21 protein-coding genes are annotated in these 22,318 nt (G+C 53.7%); 17 read left to right on the top strand and 4 right to left on the bottom strand.

All coding sequences use genetic code 11. The features are described 5' to 3' along the window. Positions 1-16 precede the first annotated feature (16 nt). Positions 17-811 (top strand): hypothetical protein, encoded by a 795-nt coding sequence (locus OEV49_13870; protein MDH3892161.1) that lies wholly within the window; start codon positions 17-19, stop codon positions 809-811. 12 nt (positions 812-823) lie between these two features. After that, complete coding sequence (locus OEV49_13875; GenBank protein MDH3892162.1) at positions 824-1,951, top strand: hypothetical protein; 1,128 nt, start codon at positions 824-826, stop codon at positions 1,949-1,951. Between the two features lie 82 nt (positions 1,952-2,033). Here the strand turns inward: OEV49_13875 and OEV49_13880 are convergent, their stop codons facing one another. Continuing rightward, the gene (locus OEV49_13880) at positions 2,034-2,240 is read right to left on the bottom strand and encodes a hypothetical protein (GenBank protein ID MDH3892163.1); all 207 of its coding nucleotides are present in this window, start codon (positions 2,238-2,240) and stop codon (positions 2,034-2,036) included. 374 nt (positions 2,241-2,614) lie between these two features. Here OEV49_13880 and OEV49_13885 point away from each other — a divergent pair, with 374 nt between their 5' ends. The 9 genes from OEV49_13885 to ligA all read left to right on the top strand — a co-directional run bounded on the left by OEV49_13885 (position 2,615) and on the right by ligA (position 11,009). After that, on the top strand, positions 2,615-3,331 hold the full coding sequence (locus tag OEV49_13885) for a MotA/TolQ/ExbB proton channel family protein (protein MDH3892164.1): 717 nt from the start codon (positions 2,615-2,617) through the stop codon (positions 3,329-3,331). Next, positions 3,331-3,753, top strand: a complete 423-nt coding sequence (locus tag OEV49_13890) for a biopolymer transporter ExbD (GenBank protein ID MDH3892165.1) — start codon at positions 3,331-3,333, stop codon at positions 3,751-3,753. The genes OEV49_13885 and OEV49_13890 overlap by 1 nt, the downstream gene beginning before the upstream one ends. Positions 3,754-3,757: 4 nt before the next feature. Further along, a complete protein-coding gene (locus OEV49_13895; protein MDH3892166.1) occupies positions 3,758-4,507 on the top strand; it encodes a TonB family protein in 750 nt (249 codons plus the stop codon). A 1-nt stretch (position 4,508) separates the two neighbouring features. Beyond that, positions 4,509-5,825 (top strand): Tol-Pal system beta propeller repeat protein TolB, encoded by a 1,317-nt coding sequence (tolB, locus tag OEV49_13900; GenBank protein ID MDH3892167.1) that lies wholly within the window; start codon positions 4,509-4,511, stop codon positions 5,823-5,825. A gap of 109 nt (positions 5,826-5,934) precedes the next feature. Continuing rightward, entirely contained in the window at positions 5,935-6,819 is an 885-nt protein-coding gene (locus OEV49_13905; GenBank protein ID MDH3892168.1) for a PhzF family phenazine biosynthesis protein, read from the top strand. 149 nt (positions 6,820-6,968) lie between these two features. Then, a complete protein-coding gene (locus tag OEV49_13910; protein ID MDH3892169.1) occupies positions 6,969-7,484 on the top strand; it encodes an OmpA family protein in 516 nt (171 codons plus the stop codon). Between the two features lie 9 nt (positions 7,485-7,493). Beyond that, positions 7,494-8,249, top strand: coding sequence for a tol-pal system protein YbgF (ybgF, locus tag OEV49_13915; protein MDH3892170.1), 756 nt, complete (start codon positions 7,494-7,496; stop codon positions 8,247-8,249). Between the two features lie 4 nt (positions 8,250-8,253). Then, positions 8,254-8,778: a hypothetical protein gene (locus OEV49_13920; protein MDH3892171.1), complete on the top strand. Its 525-nt coding sequence runs from the start codon at positions 8,254-8,256 to the stop codon at positions 8,776-8,778. Positions 8,779-8,990: 212 nt separating this feature from the next. Beyond that, positions 8,991-11,009 (top strand): NAD-dependent DNA ligase LigA, encoded by a 2,019-nt coding sequence (gene ligA, locus OEV49_13925; protein ID MDH3892172.1) that lies wholly within the window; start codon positions 8,991-8,993, stop codon positions 11,007-11,009. A 277-nt stretch (positions 11,010-11,286) separates the two neighbouring features. On the opposite strand, the gene OEV49_13930 is transcribed toward ligA, so the two are convergent. From OEV49_13930 to OEV49_13940, 3 genes are all read right to left on the bottom strand, one after another. Next, positions 11,287-11,880 carry a phasin family protein gene (locus OEV49_13930; protein MDH3892173.1) on the bottom strand — a complete coding sequence of 198 codons (594 nt, stop codon included), beginning with the start codon at positions 11,878-11,880 and terminating at the stop codon, positions 11,287-11,289. 63 nt (positions 11,881-11,943) lie between these two features. Continuing rightward, on the bottom strand, positions 11,944-12,366 hold the full coding sequence (locus OEV49_13935) for a response regulator (GenBank protein MDH3892174.1): 423 nt from the start codon (positions 12,364-12,366) through the stop codon (positions 11,944-11,946). Between the two features lie 81 nt (positions 12,367-12,447). Further along, on the bottom strand, positions 12,448-12,846 hold the full coding sequence (locus tag OEV49_13940) for a response regulator (protein MDH3892175.1): 399 nt from the start codon (positions 12,844-12,846) through the stop codon (positions 12,448-12,450). Positions 12,847-13,033: 187 nt separating this feature from the next. On the opposite strand from OEV49_13940, the gene smpB reads away from it, so the two are divergent. The 6 genes from smpB (at position 13,034) to OEV49_13970 (ending at position 21,978) form a co-directional block, all read left to right on the top strand. Then, positions 13,034-13,498 carry an SsrA-binding protein SmpB gene (gene smpB / locus OEV49_13945; protein ID MDH3892176.1) on the top strand — a complete coding sequence of 155 codons (465 nt, stop codon included), beginning with the start codon at positions 13,034-13,036 and terminating at the stop codon, positions 13,496-13,498. Beyond that, the gene (locus tag OEV49_13950) at positions 13,498-15,024 is read left to right on the top strand and encodes an N-acetylmuramoyl-L-alanine amidase (GenBank protein ID MDH3892177.1); all 1,527 of its coding nucleotides are present in this window, start codon (positions 13,498-13,500) and stop codon (positions 15,022-15,024) included. The genes smpB and OEV49_13950 overlap by 1 nt, the downstream gene beginning before the upstream one ends. After that, positions 15,021-15,857, top strand: coding sequence for a glutamate racemase (gene murI / locus OEV49_13955; protein MDH3892178.1), 837 nt, complete (start codon positions 15,021-15,023; stop codon positions 15,855-15,857). The genes OEV49_13950 and murI overlap by 4 nt, the downstream gene beginning before the upstream one ends. Before the next feature lie 324 nt (positions 15,858-16,181). Further along, positions 16,182-16,787: an XTP/dITP diphosphatase gene (locus OEV49_13960; protein MDH3892179.1), complete on the top strand. Its 606-nt coding sequence runs from the start codon at positions 16,182-16,184 to the stop codon at positions 16,785-16,787. Between the two features lie 471 nt (positions 16,788-17,258). Next, complete coding sequence (locus OEV49_13965; GenBank protein MDH3892180.1) at positions 17,259-18,275, top strand: omptin family outer membrane protease; 1,017 nt, start codon at positions 17,259-17,261, stop codon at positions 18,273-18,275. A 238-nt stretch (positions 18,276-18,513) separates the two neighbouring features. Beyond that, a complete protein-coding gene (locus tag OEV49_13970) occupies positions 18,514-21,978 on the top strand; it encodes a T9SS type A sorting domain-containing protein (GenBank protein ID MDH3892181.1) in 3,465 nt (1,154 codons plus the stop codon). Positions 21,979-22,318 lie beyond the last annotated feature (340 nt).

Consider the following 22,318-nt stretch of genomic DNA (forward strand, 5'->3'; position numbering starts at 1 on the left):
GAAGTCAGGAATTGCAATGAGACTTACAATTTGCAGAATCATGCTCGCGGCAGTCGCTATAATGCTGTTCTCTTCTCTGACGGTGAGTGCGAAAAACTATGTCAGCTGGGCAGGTGGATTCCACGTCGAAATCCCGGAAGACTGGGAACAGATCGACTATCAAACGGTCGACGCCTTTCTGATATCCAATCAAGCCGGGCGCGATGTACTGAACTATGACGCGGTCTTCGCACCCTCGGCCTCGGTACCGTTCTTTGTCGGCAGCTACCTGATTGTGACCGTTGATACCGCCGGGCATCTGTCCCAGACTCAGATAGACAGTGTTTTGGCGGTGATGAGTGCAACCTTCGGACAAAACGTAAAGTACTACCCGGTGGCCGACTTCATGTCCGACATGAGATCGAACACACCCAGTTATGACGCCGAGCAAAAACTGGCTACCGTGGTCAACGACATCGTCCATCAAGATCAGATAACCAAGAAACTGATGCTGATGACCAAGTTCTATGAAGATGGGGTGGCAGCATTCTACTTCTACTCGCCCGACAGCTTGTTTGAGCAGAGCAAGCTCGTGGTCAGCCAGATGGTGCAGACTTTCTCGACTTCCGACCTGGAGGCAGCTGCAGGTAAAGCCGAGGTGCAAGTGGCTGATGTGGATGTTGACAAGGATGCCGGCTCGGGGGATGATGACAGCTCCATATCAACGACAGTCTGGGTGCCGTTTATGGGCATTGTTGTCGTTCTCATCGCGATAATCGCAGGAAAGAAGAAAAAGGCCCGAGAGAAACAGCAAGAAAGCACTTCGAAATAGGAATATACAGGCATGGCTCACGCATACACGCCCGGATTGAAAGTTACCGAAAAGCACTTGGTCAAAAAGCAACGCATCCTCCCTCTCAAGGGTGAGGTGACGGTGAAAGTCGGCGATCAAGTGGTACCCGACGACGTGGTCGCCCGCACCCACCTGCCCGGTAACGTGGTGCCGTTGAACATCGCCAACAAGCTCGGTATCCCGCCGGAAGACATCGAGTTGGTAATGCGGAAGAAGGTTGGTGACCCGATCAACGAGGGTGAGGAGATCGCGCTCAAGAAATCGTTCATAAGATACTTCAACAGTTCAGCCACGGCAACGATAGGCGGCTCCCTGGAATCGGTATCCAAAGTGACCGGTCAGGTATTGCAGCGCGGCCATCCCATTCCGGTCGAGGTCAAGGCTTATCTTCGCGGTGAAGTTACCGAGGTGTTTCCCAACGAAGGAGTCGAAGTCAGTTGTTACGGCTCATTCATGCAGGGCATCTTCGGCATCGGTGGCGAGACCTACGGCGAAATCAAGATTGCGACACCGGATAATTCCACGGTTTTGTCGGACGATCTGATCCGAGAAGATATGGCCGATAAAGTCGTGATCGGTGGCTCTCTGGTGACCGCCGATGCGCTGAAGAAGGCTATCAAGATGGGTATTCGCGGTATAGTCGTGGGTGGTTTCGATGACAAGGATTTACGCGATTTCCTGGGCTACGACATCGGTGTGGCCATCACCGGGTCGGAAGATATCGGCATCACATTGGTGGTCAGCGAGGGATTTGGCCAGATCAGTATGGCCCAAAAAACCTTCGATCTGCTCAGGTCACACGAAGGCCAGATGGCTTGCATGAACGGCGCTACCCAAATCCGAGCGGGCGTGATCCGGCCGGAAGTGGTTATCCCCACCGAGACTCCCTCCTCAAAGAGTGCGGCCACACAGGATTCGGAGATCCAGGGACTGGGTATCGACTCACCGGTGCGTGTTATCCGGCATCCGTATTTCGGACGCTTGGGTAAAGTGACCGACTTGCCATCACCGCTTCAGGTACTTGAGTCTGAGTCGAAGGCTCGCATTCTCGAAGTCGAATTCGAGGATGGGCAACGGGCCATCATACCACGGGCCAATGTTGAGATGATCGAAAGCTAAGCGCGGACAGCGGCGCCAGCCTCAAATAACAAACCTCCCGGAGTTCCGGGAGGTTTTTTTCTGCTTATTATTCGACCTGAGACTACATGGAATCGTGGCCACCGGCCGTGGTGTCCATAGCGCCTTCATCCCAAACCGCCGAATCCATGGCCGTGGAATCGGCCATTTCAGCCTGCTTTGTATCCGCCGGTACTTTGTCGTCGCCTTCTTGCGTGTCCTTCTTGCCGCATCCGTAGATAAAGCACAGGGCCACCAATAAGGCCATCATGATTGCCAACACTTTCCTCATACATCACTCCTTCTGAGTCCCGCACTTCAAAAGCTCAGAAGTGCGCCTGGACCGCACAGTCATTCCTTCGAACACACGGCCGCATTGTCATGTATCCCGGTTTTGATCCGCGGTCACTTCCTGGCATAGGCAATAACCGGCAGGTCGCACTCGAAACACGTTCTTACCCTACAGTCGTTGATAGAAGTGCATGTCCAACCCGGGGTCAAGTTTTATGATTGGAGATTTTAATATTGTTAAAGTCCCACGGTCCGATTTTATTGACAGACATGCTGGAAAGTCCGCCTTTGGCGGGCGATTCAGTGGTTTTGCCGGCTCTGTCAAACGGAACCGGTGGAGAATAAACTTTTCGAAAGGTTGAGCGTAAAACTGATATGAAAACTGTTATCTCAATTGGTTTCTTTTCCGGTTCGGTCTGGCAGATAATCGGCGAGACCTCCGCCTTTGGTATTTTCGTACTCATCTGTCTGACATTCATGTCGTTGGTGTCGTGGCTGATTATCATTAACAAATGGCGCCAGTTTCGCGTTGTCGAAAAAGCAGGTTTGGGCTTTCTGCGCTCGTTTGATCGGTCCTCGAAGCTGGCCGATTCTATCGGGCAGGCCAAAGCTCATAGTCTTTCTCCCCTATCGAGCATTTTCATGACCGGATACAGAGAACTGGACGAACTGAGGCAAGCCAGGAATCAGGGAGGTCAGTTGCAGGCGAGCCGGCAGCCGCTGGCCACCGAAGACTTTGATGTGATTGAGATGGCTATGGAGAAGACTCTCAACGAGGAGATCGGTGTGCTCGAACAGCGAGTGATTTTTCTGGCCACCACGGCCAGCGCTGCGCCGTTTATGGGTTTGTTGGGAACGGTGGTCGGTATCATGGATTCGTTTTGGTCCATCGGCGAGATCGGCTCGGCTTCGCTTGCGGTGGTGGCGCCCGGAATTGCCGAAGCCCTTCTGGCCACTATCGTAGGATTGGGAGCGGCTATCCCGGCTGTGATTGCCTACAACTGGGCCAATAATAGGATCAAATTCCAGAACAAGTACGCCGATAGTTTCATCCTGGCCTTCATGGTACGCGCTCGCAAGGAGGAACCCTGATGCGACGTCGCCAACGCACCTACGGCGCGGTAGCCGAAATCAACATCGCCAATCTGGTCGATGTCGTGTTGGTGCTGTTGATAATTTTCATGATTTCGGCTCCGCTGTTGCAGTCAGGGATTGAGATCAATTTGCCGAAAACGAAAACTGCGGCCATAGAAAAGGAAACCCAGGGTGTTGTCATTACCATCGACAGCCTCGGCGGCGTTTTCGTCAACGACCGCTGGGCCTCACCGGGGGACCTGGAAGAAGTGGTCGAACGAGCGATGGAGGACGAAAGTACCTCCTCGGTTTTTATTCGAGGTGACTCGGCCGTTCCGTATGGAACAGCCATTGAAGTGATCGGTCGTCTCAAGGGGATGGGTATCCATTCAATCGGGTTGGTAACCGCCCATAAGGAAGCCGGTCGGCGAGGACGGTAGCAGTATGGCTCGGGACCTTCTGCTTTCAGTTGCTTTACACGTGGGTATCGTGGCTTTTACGCTGCTGGCGTCACCGTTCGAGAGCGAGAGCCAGTTCGATGATCGCGAAGTTATCTCGGTAGACTTGCTCTTTGAAGCCCCGCCGGGCGGGATCGAAGTCCAGGAGGAACCACCCCCGGACCCGGTCACGGTTGCAACGCCCAAAACAGTGGAAGATGAACCTGAGGAGATACCTATCAGTGAACCGGTAACGGACGACGAAGAAGTCATAATCGACGAGGAATCCCAACCCGAGGAGACAGAGACCAAAGAGGAGCCGCCACCTGAGGACCAGACGGTGGTTCAGCCGCCGCCCGCAGACGTAACAGCGGCCAACGAGCCGGCGGTCGCTGAAGGTCCTGCCGAGATACATTCCACCGTTACCGGCAAGGGTACTGTCTTTGCCGGCGCCACCATCAGCAACGCCAACTTCGACTATCCATACTGGTTCACTCAGACCTTCAACAAAATCCTGCGCAATTGGCGCAACCCGGTGGCATCGGATGGTGTGATCGTCTGTGCGATCTATTTTGAAGTCATCAAGTCCGGTCGCGTTATCGTCAAACGCATAGAGACCTCTTCGGGGATCGCGCCATTCGATGCCGCCTGTCTGGCCGCTGTCGACCGCGCCAACCCCTTCCCACCGCTGCCTCGTCAGTTTGCTGATGAGATTATCGGTATAACTCTTCCCTTTAAGTATGATCCAAGCAGGTAAAATGAAACGAATCTTTCTCGCTTTTGCATTTGTCACATGTCTGTCTCTCACCGGTCAGGCACAGGAAAACAAAGTCAGAGAAATCCTCTTCGATACCATTGTCAAGGGCGATGTGCATGCCACTCCCATAGGGGTCGACCAGATGGTGTACGTCGGCACGGAGTACATATCCAAGAGTGATACGACGTTGATGGAGTACGCGACTCGAATCGTGCAGCGTGATCTTGATTTCTACCTTGATTTCGAGCTGATCGAGGTAGACCCTTTCTATATAGAACTCTATGAGATCGTCGAACTCGACCTGTTCGGTTGGCAGCGTTTGGGAGCCGATTATGTGGTGAAACTCGAAGCCGAGTTCCCCGGCGGCATGATGCGCGTGCGATGGAAACTTTTCGACGCCAGGCTGAAACGTCAGATAATACGTGGCACCGTTGATCGCCGCAAGGATGAGTGGCGCACGCTGGGACATGAAGTAGCCAACGATATAGTGACACAAATGACCGGCGATCCAGGTATCTTTTTGACCCGGATGGCCTATGTTAAGAAGAACGGGAATTCCAAAGAGTTGTTTATATCCGACTACGACGGCGCCAACGAAAAGCAGTTGACGGACAATGGCTCGATCAACCTCTCGCCTGTTTTCACACCGAGGGGCGACGCACTGTACTATTGCAGCTACCTCGATGGCGACCCGCACTTGTATCGAATTAATCTTGGCAATCTCCAAGTCACCAAGATAGCCTCTTTCCCCGGCCTTGTGACGGCACCGGCAGTTTCCCCCGACGGAAACAAAATCGCCTGCGTACTCACCAAAGACGGCAACTCCGAAATTTACGTGCTCGACCTGAACGGTAAGATTATCAAGCGTCTTACTCGCCACTGGTCGATAGACACATCCCCCACCTGGTCGCCCGATGGTCGTATGATCGCATTTTCATCGGACCGCTCCGGCGCTCCGCAGATATACCTGATGGACTCCGATGGCCTGAATGTCCGAAGGCTTACTTTTCAAACAGGCTACAACGACTCCCCCATCTGGGCCGAACGCGGTGATCGTATCACTTTTGTGTCTCGGACGCGGTCGGGACGATTCGACCTGGCGTCGATAGATACATCTGGTACGAACTACCGCCTGATGACCGAAGTGGGCATGAATGAGAACCCTCACTTCTCGCCCGACGGAAAACATATTGTCTTTTCGTCTACGCGCCTGGGTCCCCGGGACATTTTCACGATGGACATCACCGGCCGTAACCAACGCCGATTGACTCGATATAAAGGATGCTCGAATCCTGTCTGGGGACCTTTGCCGAATTAGAGGTGAGGGTGTGAAGTGTGGTCATCCCTTGTCTCACCTAAGGCAGTCGAAAGATGAAATGTTGATGAGAGGGCACATGCCTCGACTGCATACTTGAGGAGAAACCATAATGTCGAAATACTACATCCTCGATGTATTTGCCGAGCAGAAGTACTCTGGTAACCAACTAGCCGTGGTTCGCGATGGGCACAAGTACGCCGATGACGAGATGCAGAAGATCGCCCGCGAGTTCAATTTCTCAGAAACTACTTTCATTCTGTCTGAAACCGAGCGAGACGGTGGATATGATGTTCGCATCTTCACTCCAGCGCAAGAGCTCCCCTTCGCGGGACACCCGACACTGGGCACTGCCTACATAATACAGCAGGAAATCATCTCACAAGAGGTGGAAAGGGTCACGCTTAACCTCAAGGCCGGACCGATCCCGGTGGAGTTCAGTTATCGCGACGGAGAGGTCCGGGAGTTGGTCATGAAACAGCTCCAACCTGAGTTCGGCAAGCAAGTCGAACCGGCAGAAGTCGCCGCCATGCTTCAGATAGACCCGAGCGATGTCGATGAGCGCTTTCCTTGTCTTGAGGCCTCCACCGGGATGTACGACTTGATCGTGCCGCTTCGTACTCTTGACGCTCAGAAACGAGTCACGATAGACCTGCCCAAGTACTATGAGCTAATCGAGAACCTTACGGCCAAAGCCATATTGACTTTCTGCCCCGAGACATACAACGCAAACCTGCAGCTGAATGTCCGCATGTTCGCCGACTATTTCGGGGTCCCCGAAGACCCGGCCACGGGCAGCGCCAACGGTTGCCTGGCCGGATATCTGGTTAAGGAAGGGTATTTCGAGTCAGACACTATCGATATCCGCACCGAGCAGGGTCTTCAAATCGGTCGGCCCTCGGTGCTGCATCTGATGGCTGAAAAGACGACGAAAGGTATCGACATTCGGGTCGGCGGAAAGGTGGTCCGTTTTGCCGAAGGAAAGTTGGCTCAGTGACGGGATTCAGGCCGCTGGAATCGCGCAAAAAGGACGTATCTGTCGAAAAAATCCTGTTTTTTTATTGACCGCCTCAGAGTGGCGATATAGATTTCGCAAACTTGGTACGAATGTAGAAGAATGTTTGTATAAAGCGAGGGAATGTTGAGATGAAGAGATTTGCACTGGTTACACTGTTGGGCATGGCCGTTCTATTTGCCATGGGTGGTGTCTGTCCGCCCAAGGAAGTAATCGAACCGCCGCCGGTGATAGACACCACGCCGCCGCCGGACACCACGCCGCCACCACCGCCACCACCACCGCCGCCGCCGCCGCCGACTCTTAAAGAGTCACAGCTTCAGACGGCCTACTTCGACTACGACAAGTCCGACCTGCGCGGCGACGCCAAGTCGGCTCTGGATGTGAACTTTGACCTTATGATGGAATTCACCGACGCCATAATCAAGATCGAAGGTCATTGCGATCAGCGCGGCACGGTTGAGTATAACCAATCGCTGGGCGCCAAACGTGCGCAGTCCGCTATGGATTATCTCATCGGGCGCGGCGTCCCGGCCAACAGACTGTCCACTGTTAGCTACGGCAAAGAACGGCTGGCCGATTCGGGGACTACCGAGGCGGCCTACCAGAAGAACAGGCGCTGCGAGTTCCGCATTATATCGCAGTAGAACAGCGACATGATTGGACGCTCAAAAAACATCATAACCGCCATCCTCACGATGGCGGTTATGTGTATCGGTTGCTGGCTGGGTGGCTGTGCCACTCATCGTCAGGCCCAGGATATTCTGGTGGACACGCGCGCGCTGAAAACCGACAACGCCAAGACGCGGGCGGCGGTTGCCCGTATGGACTCAATCATCGCAACAGGCGCCGAAGCAGACAGCCGCCTGCGAGCGGAGATGCGGACCTCGATCAGCGAATTGCACACCCAGATCGCACGCCTGCTTGAGAACTATAACGATCTTATGGTCAGGTTGAATGAATGCTGCCAGGATAAAATAATCGTATACGATTCACTCAGAGGATCTGTGGAGCCACCGATAACGGATACACCCCCGCGAATTGATTGCAGCAAGACCTACGATGATGCGTTTATTCTTGTTCGGCAACTTGAGTATGACAAAGCGATCAGCGGGTTTCGCGATTTCCTGGAGAACTGCCCACAGCACGACAACGTGCCAAACGCACACTACTGGATCGGCGAGAGCTACTATATGCTGGATAAATTCGCCGAAGCAATCGTGGAGTTTGAACTACTGGCCAAAGACCACAAAAGCTCACCCAATATCGACCGAGCTTTGTACAAACTTGCTCGCTCACATGAAGAACTTGGACACACGGATCAAGCCAAGACCGTCTACCAGCAACTGGTGGATGACTACTCAGGCACCCTGTCGGCCGAGCAAGCGGGCGACCGCCTGAAAGAACTGTAATGTCGTGACACTTGCAACCACCAGACTGAGAATCTCCACCCCGACCGAGCCAATTGTGCCCGGTCGGGGTTTTTACCAACTGGAAGAGGATGCGCTTTATGTGCAGATTGGTATGTTCGATCCTCGGTACCGGTTTTTTTCCTATCTGGAGAGCCAGTCGGTTCAGCTCGAACTCGACCGGCAGGCCCGTTTGATCTTTATCGAAGTGACACAACCGCGCCGACACTGGGAAGTCTCCGATGATTTACAGTTTCCCCAGGCGGCCGAAGTGGCCGATCTTCGCTGGCTTGATTTTCGCGACACCATCCGGGAACCACGGCTGTCCACCAATCACTCGCGATCGCTTCTACATGTTCAGTTCTCCAGCCGGTTGCCCCTGCGAAACTTCTACCTGACCCGGGATGTTATCGCACAGCTGGACGCTTCGGATCGTCTGGCCGCCATCTGGATCAACGATATCGAGGACGATCTGGCCGGCCGTGCGATTGCATCTTTTCGCAAACGCTGTCGCCGTGAGGCGGCATCTTGAGGTTGATTTGGGTGGTCTTGGATGACCCCGCCGTCTACAATCTAAAAAACAAGTCGACTCCTAACGTTGCTTCTCCCGGTTTCTACGCGACAGGTTGTACTCGTCACGCTTGGTTTTGTCTACTGGACAAGGAACAGGCGCGAAGCGCGAAAGGGTGGCTTGCCACCAACCAAGTTGTTGACTGCTAAGGCATCTGCCTCTTTATTGACATCATGCCGGGACCAGACAAGAAAACTATCCAGGAACTCGATCGACTGCGCCAATCCGTCCAGAAGCACGACCGTCTTTACTACATCGAAGACAACCCGACCATCAGTGACGCAGAGTATGACCGACTATTTGACCGCATCCTTGAAATCGAAGAAGCCCATCCCGACCTCGTCACACCCGATTCCCCCAGCCAGAGGATTGGCGCCTCTCCCTCGGAGAAGTTTGCTCAGGCGGAACACCGCGTGCAGATGCTGTCGCTGCAGAAAGTGACCACGGCTGAAGAGTTTGAGGAGTTTGATCGCCGAGTGCGCGACGGTCTGGAAACGGACGGTGAGATCGAGTACATCGTGGAACCGAAACTTGACGGTCTGGCCGTCGAATTGGTCTATGAAAACGGGCTGTTCGTACTGGGTTCCACTCGTGGCGACGGCAGGAGCGGCGAAAACATCACACCCAACCTGAGGACCCTGCCAACCATCCCGCTGAGGCTGTCCAGTGAGTCGGCTGAACGGTATCCGAGACTGGAAGTGCGTGGTGAAGTCATCATGCGAAAATCGGAATTCGAGCACCTTAACGACACCCTGTCGACAAACGATCAACCCGTCCTGGCCAATCCTCGCAATGCTGCAGCCGGATCGCTGAGACAGCTTGACTCAAAGATCACCGCATCCAGGCCGCTATTGTTTTACGCCTACGGTATCTCCGACACCAACCTGAAGTCGCTCGATAAACAGCACGCCGTTATGGACCTTCTGTATAAAGAGGGTTTCCTGATCAACGATCAGATCAAGCCCGCCACAGGGACTCACAAAGTTACTCAGGCTTTCAATATGCTCGCAGCGGCACGCGACCAATTGGACTACGAGATCGACGGCATGGTTGTCAAAGTCGACAGTTTTGCCGACCAGGAAATCCTGGGACAGATTTCACGCGCTCCCCGATGGGCGGTGGCCTGGAAGTTCGCCGCCGAAACAGCGCAGACTGTGGTGGAGGACATCGAGTTTTCGGTCGGCCGCACCGGTGTGGTGACGCCAGTGGCAACACTGATAGCGGTAAGAGTCTCAGGGGTCATGGTCACCCATGCATCTTTGCACAACGAAGATGAACTCACTGCCCTCGATGTACGCGTCGGCGACACGGTAACAATCCGAAGGGCAGGCGATGTTATCCCGGAAGTTGTGGAGGTCGATAAAACCAGGCGTCCGCAAGGGACCGAGGCCGTGAAGTTCCCCACCGTGTGCCCCTCATGCAACCAGTCGATCAGTCGCTCCGAGGGTGAAGCGGCCTGGCGTTGCTTGAACACATCCTGCCCGGATCAACTCGAGGGGCGGCTGTTTCACTTTGCCTCCAAGTCCGGCTTCGACATCGAAGGTCTGGGTGGGAAACTGGCCCGTCAATTGATCGCCGAGAAACTGGTGTCCAATCCGGCGGATTTGTTCTTCCTGACCAAAGAGCAGCTTCTTCCACTTGAGCTGATGGCCGACAAGAAAGCTGAGAACTTGCTCACGGCCATTGACCGCGCTCGGAGAACATCCCTTCCACGCCTGATCTATGCATTGGGTATCTCAGGCGTGGGTGAGGCGGCTGCCGCCAGCCTGGCCGCACAGTATGAGTCCTTCCAACGATTGCAGACAACTACGGTCGAACAGTTGGAAAGTGTCGGGGGTATCGGTCCGACTATCGCCGCTGACATTGGTGAGTTTTTTTCGAATCCAACTAATGTTCGAATGATTGATCGGATGCGCGAGGGCGGTGTTGAGTTCCCGACCTGGCAGACCCGAAGTCAACAAGGACCTTTGGCTGGACAGACGTTTGTAATAACCGGCAAGCTAACCAAACCGCGCGGTTTCTACAAAAACCTTATAGTCCAGAACGGTGGCAAGGTAAGTGCCACGGTATCATCGAGCACGAACTTCCTGCTATTCGGAGTCGATGCCGGGTCAAAACTGGCCAAGGCTCGCAAGCTGGGAATTGCGACTATCGACGAAGATGGGTTGGAGCAGCTTCTAAGCGATCAGTGAGCAGCTCTACCCAGCCGGCAGGATTACAGTCCGCCGCGGCGGGCTGCCCTACGAAGCTGCTTCCGGGCATTGGCGGGTTCACGCCGCGGCGCGCAGGTGAAGACGGACCCGCCCTACACACGGTACCCCACCCAGAGGCTTTGCGTCGGGTGGGATCAATAGTAGCTTCTACTTGCCGCCCGTAGTGTTCATGCTTCGACTCCGCATAGCATGAGGTTGGGTGACTGCGGCATGAAGTGAAGGGCTGGCGAAGCCGCAAAAACACGGCTTGACCGTGTCACCCCAGGCTGTCGAGCTTTTTCTGCAACAGCCGCATCTGTTTGGCCAATTTGTCGACCTTGGCCTCGACTTTTTTCATGTCCGACTGTTTTGCCAAATTCAACCTCTTGACCAGACTGGTCACTTCATGCTGCGCCCGTCCAGCTTCCTTGGCCACCCGATCCTTGAGCTTGGAGGTCGATGACTCAGCTTTTTCCAAGAGTTCCATCACCGCCTGTTTGCGGCTGGACTTATCAAGCTCGCCCTTCTTGATGAGATCATCGATGATTTTTTCGGCTTTGGCTCTGGTGACATGAATGGCACCGATCGAGGCCAGAATTGTGTTTTTGAGAATAGACATGGACTTCTCTCCTCCAATCATGATTATTTTTGAAAACAGTTCCTTCGTCTGCTGCTTGTCCGACCACCGCGGGGCCTCGCTGATAATTATACGACCCAGCACCGCCATAGTAATGTCTCGTCCGGAAGAAGTATCCACCACTTTCAGGTCGATACCACTTCGCACCAGATTAGCCAGATCCATCTGAGTGAGGGTGCGACTTTCACTGGTATCGTATAGACGACGATTACTGTATCGTTTGATGACTCTCATGGTTTACTCCTACCCTATTATAGTGCGCTGCACTATAATCGTCAACAAAAAAAAGCGCCCGCCTCAATGTTTCCCGGTTGAGACTAAAACGATATTGACGATTTCCAGGAGTCTTTCACAAGAGAACGGTTTCTTAATGAACATATCACCACCTGAGCGGAATGACCTGCCCATATCGTCGGAACGATCCTTGCCTGTTAGAAAAATGATCGGGGTGTCGGCAAACTGAGGTTCGCCCTTGAGCTGTTGGCAAATATCGTAGCCGTCAACTCCGGGCATCATAATGTCCAGAAGAATCACATCGGGCTTGAAAGCGCGCGCCTTTTGTACGGCATCGTTCGGAGAATTCTCGACGGCCACCTGGTAGCCTGACTCCATAAGAAACGTCTCAACGATTTCGGTGATTTCCGGTTCATCATCGATAACCAGAACGCGGGCGGTATTGATTTTGACCTTCTGAGACAACCGATTATTCCTTTTAGTCAAACCCACCTAAGGTCAGGCTTTTATCCTTCTTGTTATGAATATGTCGGTTGATAGGCGCGAATTCTTAACCCTTGAGGAAGATTAGGCTGTCGCGGACATCATGGTTAGCTTGACCAGGTCCGTTATCTGCCTCCGTTTGAACGGTTTCCGGACAAACGTGGTGGCCCCGTTGGCAAATGCTTTCCCTCCATCTTCTTCAGCCGAGCGACCGGTCAGGAATATCACCGGTACATTTTGCATAGTTGGGTTCTGTTTGATCAATCTGGTGGCGCCGTAGCCATCCAGATCAGGCATGAGTATGTCCATTATGATCAGGTCGGGATGTGTTTTCATTGCGATTTCCACCCCTTCTCGACCCGACCTACCGCAGTGCACCTGATAACCCTCACGTTCCAAGATACTACTGAGAAGACTTACAATTACCTCTTCGTCGTCGACTACCAGAATCGTTCCATTTATGTTGGGTTCAGTGTTGGTCATGAAGCCTCCCTCTCGTATACAGGCACCGCCCGCTTTGCCTTTGCCCCGCTCAATGCTCTTTCAGTAGTACTGTCGGCGTTCCCGGAACGATCTTGAGGAGTGGCTGATACACCCGAGTGGGCGCATCGAGACACGTCCATTCCGATTTTAATTGCAAATGGGCATCCATTCGCCTATTCTGGCCTTAATGAAAGATGTCGATCAGATCCGCTATATAGCCAGAAATCGCAGGGCCAGGCGTGACTACCAGATACTCAGTAGTTTGGAAGCCGGCCTTGAGTTGCACGGCGCCGAGGTGAAGTCCTTGAGGGAAGGCAAGATCAACCTCTCGGACTCATACGCCGTTGTTGAGAGCGGTCAGGTCTACCTGAAGAACCTGCACATTTCGCCGTACAAGATGGCCACTGATACCAGCTACGATCCGCTCAGGCCAAGGCGGCTGTTGTTGCACAAAAGGGAAATCCGCAAACTGTTTGTCCAGACCGAACAGAAAGGACATACCCTGATCCCCTTGTCCATTTACTTCAAAGGAAATCTGGCAAAAGTTGAACTGGCCCTGGCCACCGGGCGTAAGAAATATGACAAGCGCCAGGTCATCAGCGAGGCTGAGGCGAACAGAAAAATCAGCCAGGCCCTCAAAAAGGATTTTTGATGTTCCGTCGTTACCTAAGGGTCATCTGCCTGCTCATGCTGCCGGCTCTTTCGGCCGACTCATACGCCGCCGAGACGGTGGAAGTTGTTTTTGCCGGCGGCAAACAGGACATCTCAGCCTATCACCAGGACCGCATCACCTATCTATCTTTTTCAGAGTTGGCTGAGATACTTGGCGGCACGCTCGACTGGGAGACAGTCGGTCATCAGATCACTTACACCGACGGCGCCAACCGATTCGACTTTGTGCTGGGTTCTCCATTTTTCAAACTCAACGATCACACCTACAACATGACTTTTGAAGCCCGGCTCAAAGATGGACGTCTCTACCTCCCGGCCGAGACCTTTGTGAGTTTTCTAAACGGCGCTGTTCCACAGTCGTTGTCGTTCGACAGTAAGCTCAGGCTTCTGCGCATGGATTCCGAGTATTTCAACGTCACCGACCTGGAAGTGTCGCGCAAAGCCAACGGACTGTTGGTTGAACTGATGCTCACCGGAGCACTGGCCTATGAGGTCTATGTAACCGAAGGCAACTGGCTTAATATATCCATCACCGAAGGGCGCATCAACCAGCCGAAACTGGCCTCACGCAAAGACTCTCGCTACATGTACAAGCTCACGACTCATCAGGCCGCCGGTTCCGGCCAGGTATCGATGAGGCTTAAAGTACGAACGGATAAGTTGCATCACAAGATGGCCTACAATCCACCGCGTATTCAGATATCAATCGCCGATGCCGGCTTTGTCATTGATTCGTCGGCGGCGCCGATTGTCGGGCCGGACGACAAAGTTGACGTTATCGTTATCGATGCCGGTCATGGCGGCAGCGACTACGGCGCCATCGGTCCCGGTAAGACTCGGGAGAAGGACGTTGTGCTGAACATAGCGCGCGAACTGGCCAAACTGATCCGCAAAGAAAAACTGTTCAAGGTCGTCATGACCCGCGATGGTGACCGCACCGTGACGCTCGATAAACGGGCCGACATCGCCAACTCCGCCGGTGCCGACTTGTTCATCTCCATTCACGCCAACGCCTCGGTGAAAAAGCGGGCGCGTGGTTGGAACGTCTTCTTTCTGGCGCCGGCCAAGAACGATTCGGCTCGGTCGGTGGCTCAGTTTGAAAACAGCTTCTTCCTGAAAGAGCGGTCGGCGCTGGATGCACACCGCGACGAAGAGGAAACAGAATCCGATCAGTATGGACTGGACAACCCGATCCTGAGCATCCTCAACGAGATGATTATGACCGAGTTTCAGGCCGAGTCGTATGATCTGGCTTTGATGCTCGGCCGGGAGTTTCGCAACAGCTTGAATATCCCCTCGCGCGGCGTCGATCAAGCCGGGTTTTTCGTGCTCAACAAAGTCTTCACCCCATCGGTACTGATCGAGACCGGTTTTATCTCCAATAAGAAAGAAGAGAAGACGCTTAAGAGCAAAAAGTATCACCGACAGGTGGCCCAGGCCGTTTACAAGGCAATCAAGAAGTTCAAAGTCAAGTACGAACAAAAAAGCAAAGACAAAGCCGGATGACAAACCCATCGTCAACGAGTAATAACGCACCCATCGGCGTTTTCGATAGCGGCGTAGGCGGCCTGACCGTTGCCCGCCAATTGTACAAACTGTTGCCGCACGAAGATGTGGTCTATTTCGGTGATGTCGGTCGCACGCCGTATGGAGGGCGTTCCAAAGAGATCATCAGGCAGTTCACGCTGCAGGATGTTGCCTTTCTGATCGAACACGATGTCAAGCTGATCATCTGCGCCTGCAACTCAGCTTCGTCGGTGGCCCTTGGTGAAGTGGCCAAAGAACACGAAGTCGGTATGCTGGGCGTTATCGAACCGGGTGCGCAAGCGGCGGTAGCGCGGACAACCAACGGTCGGGTCGGTGTCATCGGCACCAACGCCACTATTGGTTCCAACGCTTATGCCTCGACAATCCATCGGATCGATCCGAAGATCAAAGTCTTTTCGCTGGCTTGTCCGTTGTTCGTGCCGTTGGCCGAAGAAGGATACCTCGATAAGGATGCTACCTATCTGATCGCGCGTGACTACCTGCAAACGATGCATGATGTCGACATTGACACTTTGGTGCTCGGTTGCACGCACTACCCGTTGTTGAGACAAGTGATCGCGGACGTCATGGGTGACAAAGTGACGTTGATTGACTCAGGCGAAGAAACGGCGCGGGTTGCTTTTTCCACCCTCACCGACAGGGGTCTGCTGCGTACTGATGAACAAGATGCGTCCGCGGGCACAAGACAGTATTTTGTCAGTGACGTGCCGGAGAAGTTCGGCAATGTTGCCGGTAAATTCCTCGGTGAACCGATCGACAAGATCACGCGGGTGGATATCAGTGGGTATTAGCAGGCGCGGTGGCATGTCACTTTTTGACCCTTCGCGCTTTTCAAGTTCTCGTAGGTCGAAACCCCTGGACCGAAGGTCTGCCGAAGGCAGGTTTCGACAGTTTACTATAGATCGAGGATGGATTCCCGCCTTCGCGGGAATGACAGAGTGGGGACGGGAATGACAGAGTGGGGACGGGAATGACAGAGTGGGGACGGGAATGACAGAGTGGGGACGGGAATGACAGAGTGGGGACGGGAATGACAGAGTGGGAGCGGGAATGACAGTGGATGCATGTGAGAGATGCGCGAAACGCATAAGACCCATTTATGGGCAGGCTCACCTGTGCAATTAGTCCTGGCAACTAACAACCAAGACAAGGTCCGGGAGATCAAGCAGTTGCTTAACGATCTTCCGGTGACGATACTCACTGCTGACGACTTCCAAGACTTTCCAGATATCGAAGAAACCGGCAGTACACTCGAAGAGAACGCTCGTCTCAAGGCCAACGGTATCGCAAAGTTTACCGGGCAGGCCGCACTGGCCGATGACAGCGGACTCGAAGTCGATGCCTTAGACGGTGCGCCGGGTGTTTACTCATCGCGCTACGCCGGGGTGAACGTCACCTACGACGACAACAACCAGAAGCTGCTAAAGCAGCTCCATGGTGTTTCGCAAAAGCAGCGGAGCGCCAGGTTCCGCTGTGTGATTGCGATTGACTGGGGCGACGGCACCACCGATACCTGCGAGGGGGCGTGCGAGGGGTTCATCGCCGAAGATGTGATCGGGCATGAAGGGTTCGGCTACGATCCGGTTTTTTACTACCCGCCCGCCGATAAACGATTCTCCGAGATGACAACAGCCGAGAAGAACGAGGTATCACACCGCGGCCTGGCCCTGGAAGCAGCGAAGGGGCTGATCCTCCAACGATTATCGAGGTCCCCAGACTGAGTAACTGTCGAAGTTCACCCTTCGACTGCGCTCAGGATGACATGAGTAGCGCGCGTAGCGCGAAGAAGTGATTTATCACCCTTCGACTCCGCTCAGGACGACATGAGTAGTGCGCGAAGCGCGAAGAAGTGATTTATCACCCTTCGACTGCGCTCAGGATGACATGAGTAGTGCGCGTAGCGCGAAGAAGTGATTTATCGCCCTTCGACTCCGCTCAGGACGACATGAGTAACGCGCGAAGCGCGAAGAAGTGATTTATCACCCTTCGACTGCGCTCAGGATGACATGAGTAACGCGCGAAGCGCGAAGAAGTGATTTATCACCCTTCGACTCCGCTCAGGACGACATGAGTAACGCGCGAAGCGCGAAGAAGTGATTTATCACCGCCCGGTTACAACGTTGACGAGCCGTTGAACGTTTTGTATCATGGGTGCGTTGGTCGAGCAAAAACTACGTGGAGGATATACAGCGATGAAAAAGTGCCTCATTACTGTCTTGCTAATATCAGCAGCAATCTCATCGGCGGCTCAGGCTGAAGGGAAATTCAAAATCGAAGCTTCTCCGGTGCTGCTATTCAATACCGGCAAAACGGATTATACGATCCAATTCGTGGGCCTGGCCATTGACCAGGACGGTGACACCGTTCTGCTGGGCGGCCGCAGTCAATTGGAGTTTCCGGTAGATATGACCCTTACCGGATTCGACATTGTGGCCGAAACCAAGACTTCGTCCGGAAAAACGCTAACGTTTAACGGCAGCGCCATTATGAGCGTAACCGACCCCAGCACCAAAATGGAGGATCACGACTGGTGGTTTGATCCCTTGGGTACAGAAAGTTTCAAATGGAGTTGGACGGAGTCGCGGACAAAAACGAATTACCTGCTTTTGAAACTGGAAGCGGCAATGTCGATCTTGCAGCGACCAAAAGTGCAACTGGCTGCGATGGCCGGGTTTCATTATAATCGAATTGAGTTTGACGTGATGGGCTACGATGGCTGGCAGGTGCGTAATGACGGCCTGGCCCATGATGTCTCAAAAAGCTCGAATGTGAAAGTGGGTTATTACAAGGCGACCTATAAACTGCCTCAAGTGGGTATGCGGTTGAATGTGATTCCGAGTTGGCAACTATCGATGGGAACTCAGCTGGCATTGGGACGACTGATGGCCTCCGATCTTGACGACCATGTGTTGCGCGGTAAGACGGCTGAAGCCTCCACCACCGGCTGGGCTTTTCTTGCGCAGGCCAAGGCGCGCTTGCTGCTGACTCAGCATGGCTCGGTGCGGCCGTTCTTTTCGGGACAATTCGAGTATGTCAAGCACAGCGCTTCGGGCTCTCAGACGCAGACATGGTATCGTGACGAAATCTATTACGACCCGGATACCGGCGAAGAACAGATTGTCCGCGCCGGCACGACTTACCCGGGAATCGATTACGAGACCAGCACCCACCAGTTGCGGTTTGGATTTGGTTTCGGAGTGGCGTTCTGATTGGACACCTTGCAGAATTGACATTTTCGATTCAACATTAAACAGTTTCGCAACTGGTCCGTCTACCCTATAGCTACCCAGCCTCAGGGAGCGAAATGACATTCGACGATACGGTGAGCACGGACACCTTATCGTCGTTCTAACTCTCGACAATTTGACAAAACACTGTTTTGCCCTATATTATGAGCGTTCTCGCTGGACTAGTTAGTTCGCACGAATCAAGGTCGGAGGAGGAGACATGAGGGTCTGTAAGGTAATCTCGACAACGTTGCTACTGGTGCTGGTTTTCGGCACTTTAGAAGAACTCGGGGCGCGCACGGCTGCCGATGACGGTGGAACGGCCAATAAGGCACCAGCCGTGACACCTCATTACAATATAGCGGCCCACCGGGTGGGCAAGATCGGCCTGGCCGTGAACAACGCCGGAACCCTGGGTAAGGGTTTCTACAATGCTGTTCAGACAGACTTTTTTACCGGTGATCCGATTTTCCACTCCTGTGAGTATCCACGAGGCTCGGGCGCGGAGTATCTATTTGCCGGAGCCTTATGGATAGGCTCCACACGCGGTCACGATACTCTTGTTTCTGTCGGAGCCGATGGCTGGCGCCCGGGTCGGGAAATGTCTCCCGACGAGATACCGTTTGGCGGCATGGTCAAACGATCAACCTTTGATCCGGACAGCCCTTTATACATAGATGCAGTGTCACAGGAAGATTACATCGGTGTGTACATGGATACTTTTACCGACGGCGTTCCAGCCGACTGGAGCGGCCGGCCTCATGTGCCACTGGATATCCAGGTAACCCAGACTTCCTACGCCTGGACACATCCGTGGACGGAGGACTTCGTCCTGATGAATTTCGAAGTGGAGAATATTGGGGCGGAACAACTGAGCCAAGTCTACCTGGGGATATATGTCGACGCCGACATCTGTCGGGACTGCAGCCATACCGCCGGTTATGCCGATGACCTGAGTGGCTTCCTCCAGACCTACCCAACTCAACAGGGCAGCTGTGAGTTTATCGACACGGTCAATATCGCCTGGAGCGCCGACAACGACGGCGACTTCTTCAGTCCCGTGCCGGCGCCGCATGTAACCGGACTGGCGCCGCTGGGTGTGCCGGCGGATGACATGCAGTACAGTTTCAATTGGTGGGCTAGCAATGGGAACGGAGCGCTCGACTTCGGCCCACGACTCAGAGGAACGACGGAGGACCCTTTTCGTGATTTCGGAACCGGTGGTCTCGGGACACCCGAAGGTGATCACAATAAGCACTATATTATGAGTCACCCGGAATTTGATTACGATCAGGCGTTCACCGCTACGATTCCGGAAAGCGATCCAAACTGGCTGTATCCTAATCAGGCTGTCGCCGACGATTTCGCCGATGGTTTTGACACTCGCTATCTATTGTCGTTCGGTCCCTGGGACATTCAGCCGGGCCAGACTTTGCCGGTGACAGTGGCCTATGTGGCAGGCGAAAACTTCCATACGAGCGCCGGAAACATTGCGAATCTGCCGGATAATCCGGATGCGTACTACAGCAATCTTGACTTTTCCGATCTGGCCCACAATGCCCGGTGGGCCGACTGGGTTTATGACAATCCCGGTGTCGACACCGATGGGGACGGCTACTTTGGCAAGTTTCGTGTCTGCTGCTCAGACTCGACTCCCCACACCCACCCTGGAACGGGCGAAGTCGAGTGGGAGTATTTAGAGTGCGATACCGTTTTCTATGAAGGGGACGGCGTCCCGGATTTCTCAGCCACACTAAGTTCGGACGGGCAGGACATGGTTTGGGTTGCCCCGAAGGACGAGGCCCTTTGGGTCCGATGGAATGGTGTGCAAGCTGAGACTCAGGCGGATCTGCTGACCGGTCAGGTCGACTTTGAAGGTTACCGTGTCTACCTCTCCCCCGACGGCACGCCAGGGTCATATACTGAAGTAGAATCATACGATATCAATGACTATCTAAAGTATGTCTTTAACTTCGATTTGGAAGCCTGGGAACTCCGGGATTATCCGATGACGCTTGAGGAGTTGCGATGTCTTTACGGCGAGGGGTGTGACGATGAGACATTCGACCCCAACGATTACATTTATGGCGGTCCGTTTATCCATCCCGACTTCCCTGATTCAGCTTTTCACTTTGAGCCGTTTGATTTGAACAAAAGCCAACTCGGCGTTAATACTCTGATTGTGAAACGTTTCCCCGGTCAGCCGTACCCCAGTAACCTCGATCCTGATCTTGTCGACCCATCGGAACTCACGCCGGACGGATACCTGAAGTACTTCGAGTACGAGATGATTATCGACAACCTCTTGCCCGATCAGTGCTATTGGGTGAACGTAACCAGAACCGACTACGGTGCGCCCCAGTTCGGCCTTCCGGGTGACGAATCAGATTTGTATGAAACGGAATTGAAGGGTTGCCCCACACTCAATCCATACGCCTTCGACTGCGACCAGGGTTGGAACATGGTGTCGGCTCCTTTAGATTTGGGTGCGCAACTGCCATCCGAAGTATACGGAGATGATTTCCCATACTGGCAGCTCTATGGTTGGAATGGCAATTCATATTATAGCCCCACTCATTTGAATGGATGCGACGAAGGATACTGGCTGCTGGCTCCGGAGACTGACAGAGTAGATTATGAAGGTATAGACTGTTCACCTGGCTTGACATCATACTGCACGAATCCCCATCTCGGCTGGAATATGATCGGCTCACCGTTTCTGAACTTTGCCTATCTTCCGGACGCTGAGTTCTCAATAGCCGAGGCGCCTGGTGTCTCACGCTCATACAACTACGCGGTTTCAAACGGCTGGATTCTGGGCCAGCTTATGGTTTGGAACGGTAGCGGATACGACATGGACTGGGCCGTGAATGGCGGCGACGCTGCCTGGTTGGCGGTTCTGGTGGAGGGATTGGAAATCTGTTGGTATCCGGAACCACCAGCTCCGGAACGTGAACCTATGACCGACCTGTTCGCGGCATCAGGCGACCAGAAAGTGACGATCAGTTTAGAGGGCATTTCGCCAGCTATCCAAATCGGGGTACACAGTGAGGCCACCAGCGACTTCGACCCGAGGTTCGATCTGCCCAGCCCTCCGCCCGCGCCCGGAGCTTCCACGGGTCTCGTGATAGTGGCGGAACAAGAGCCGATGTGGAACCGACTCCGGATAGATATGAGGTCGTTTGAGGACGAACTAATATGGCATCTGAGGGTACAAGGGGATGAAAGTACAGCAGTGGAGTTCGCTAATATATCAGCACTTACACAACATGGTTACAGTATCACTTTAGTCAACAGCCAGGGTCGAAGCATACGTACTCTTGACGATGACAGCACGGTTAAGCTCGAACCGGGCGAATACTCTGTGGTTGCGAACCGAGACGGCGCAAGTATCGCCGAAATCCCGTCAGATTACATGCTGGCCGACAATTACCCCAATCCGTTCAACCCGGCCACAACTATCGCCTACGGACTGCCGCAACCGGGTCAGGTTCGGCTGGCTGTGTACAACCTGTTGGGACAACGAGTTGCCACCTTGGTAGAGGGATTCCGGCGGGCCGGATGGCATGAGGTCACCTGGAACGGACGCAGTGACCGGGGGTCGGAGGTATCATCGGGCGTCTACTTCTACCGATTGGAATCGGGTCGATTTGTACAGAGTCGCAAAATGTTGTTGATAAAATGAACAGGGCCTTATCAGTCGCTTATTCTGTTGCGAGAGGACAGGTTATGAACTCGGTTAGGTGTCCGGACGGTCTCGAAGTCGGCCTTGGGCGGCTCAGAAGCCTGTTGGGCCGCCCGTTTGGGCCGTTTGGCCTTGACAATTGTGAGTGCAACCCTATATTGTCCTGCGAAGAGCGGCCTATCGGCTTTTAGCCGCTGGGCCTTGGTCCTCGTTTTACTGTTGTTGGTCTAACTTAGCTGGCTGTGCTGAAATACATTAACTGATCTGACTTGTTCAGAGGGAAATGAATTGATCGCAGCTATTGCCAAACGTAAACAGTTCCCGGAGACACCAGAACTAT

The organism is Candidatus Zixiibacteriota bacterium, assembly GCA_029860345.1.
In the GTDB taxonomy this organism is placed as follows: Bacteria; Zixibacteria; MSB-5A5; order GN15; family FEB-12; genus JAJRTA01.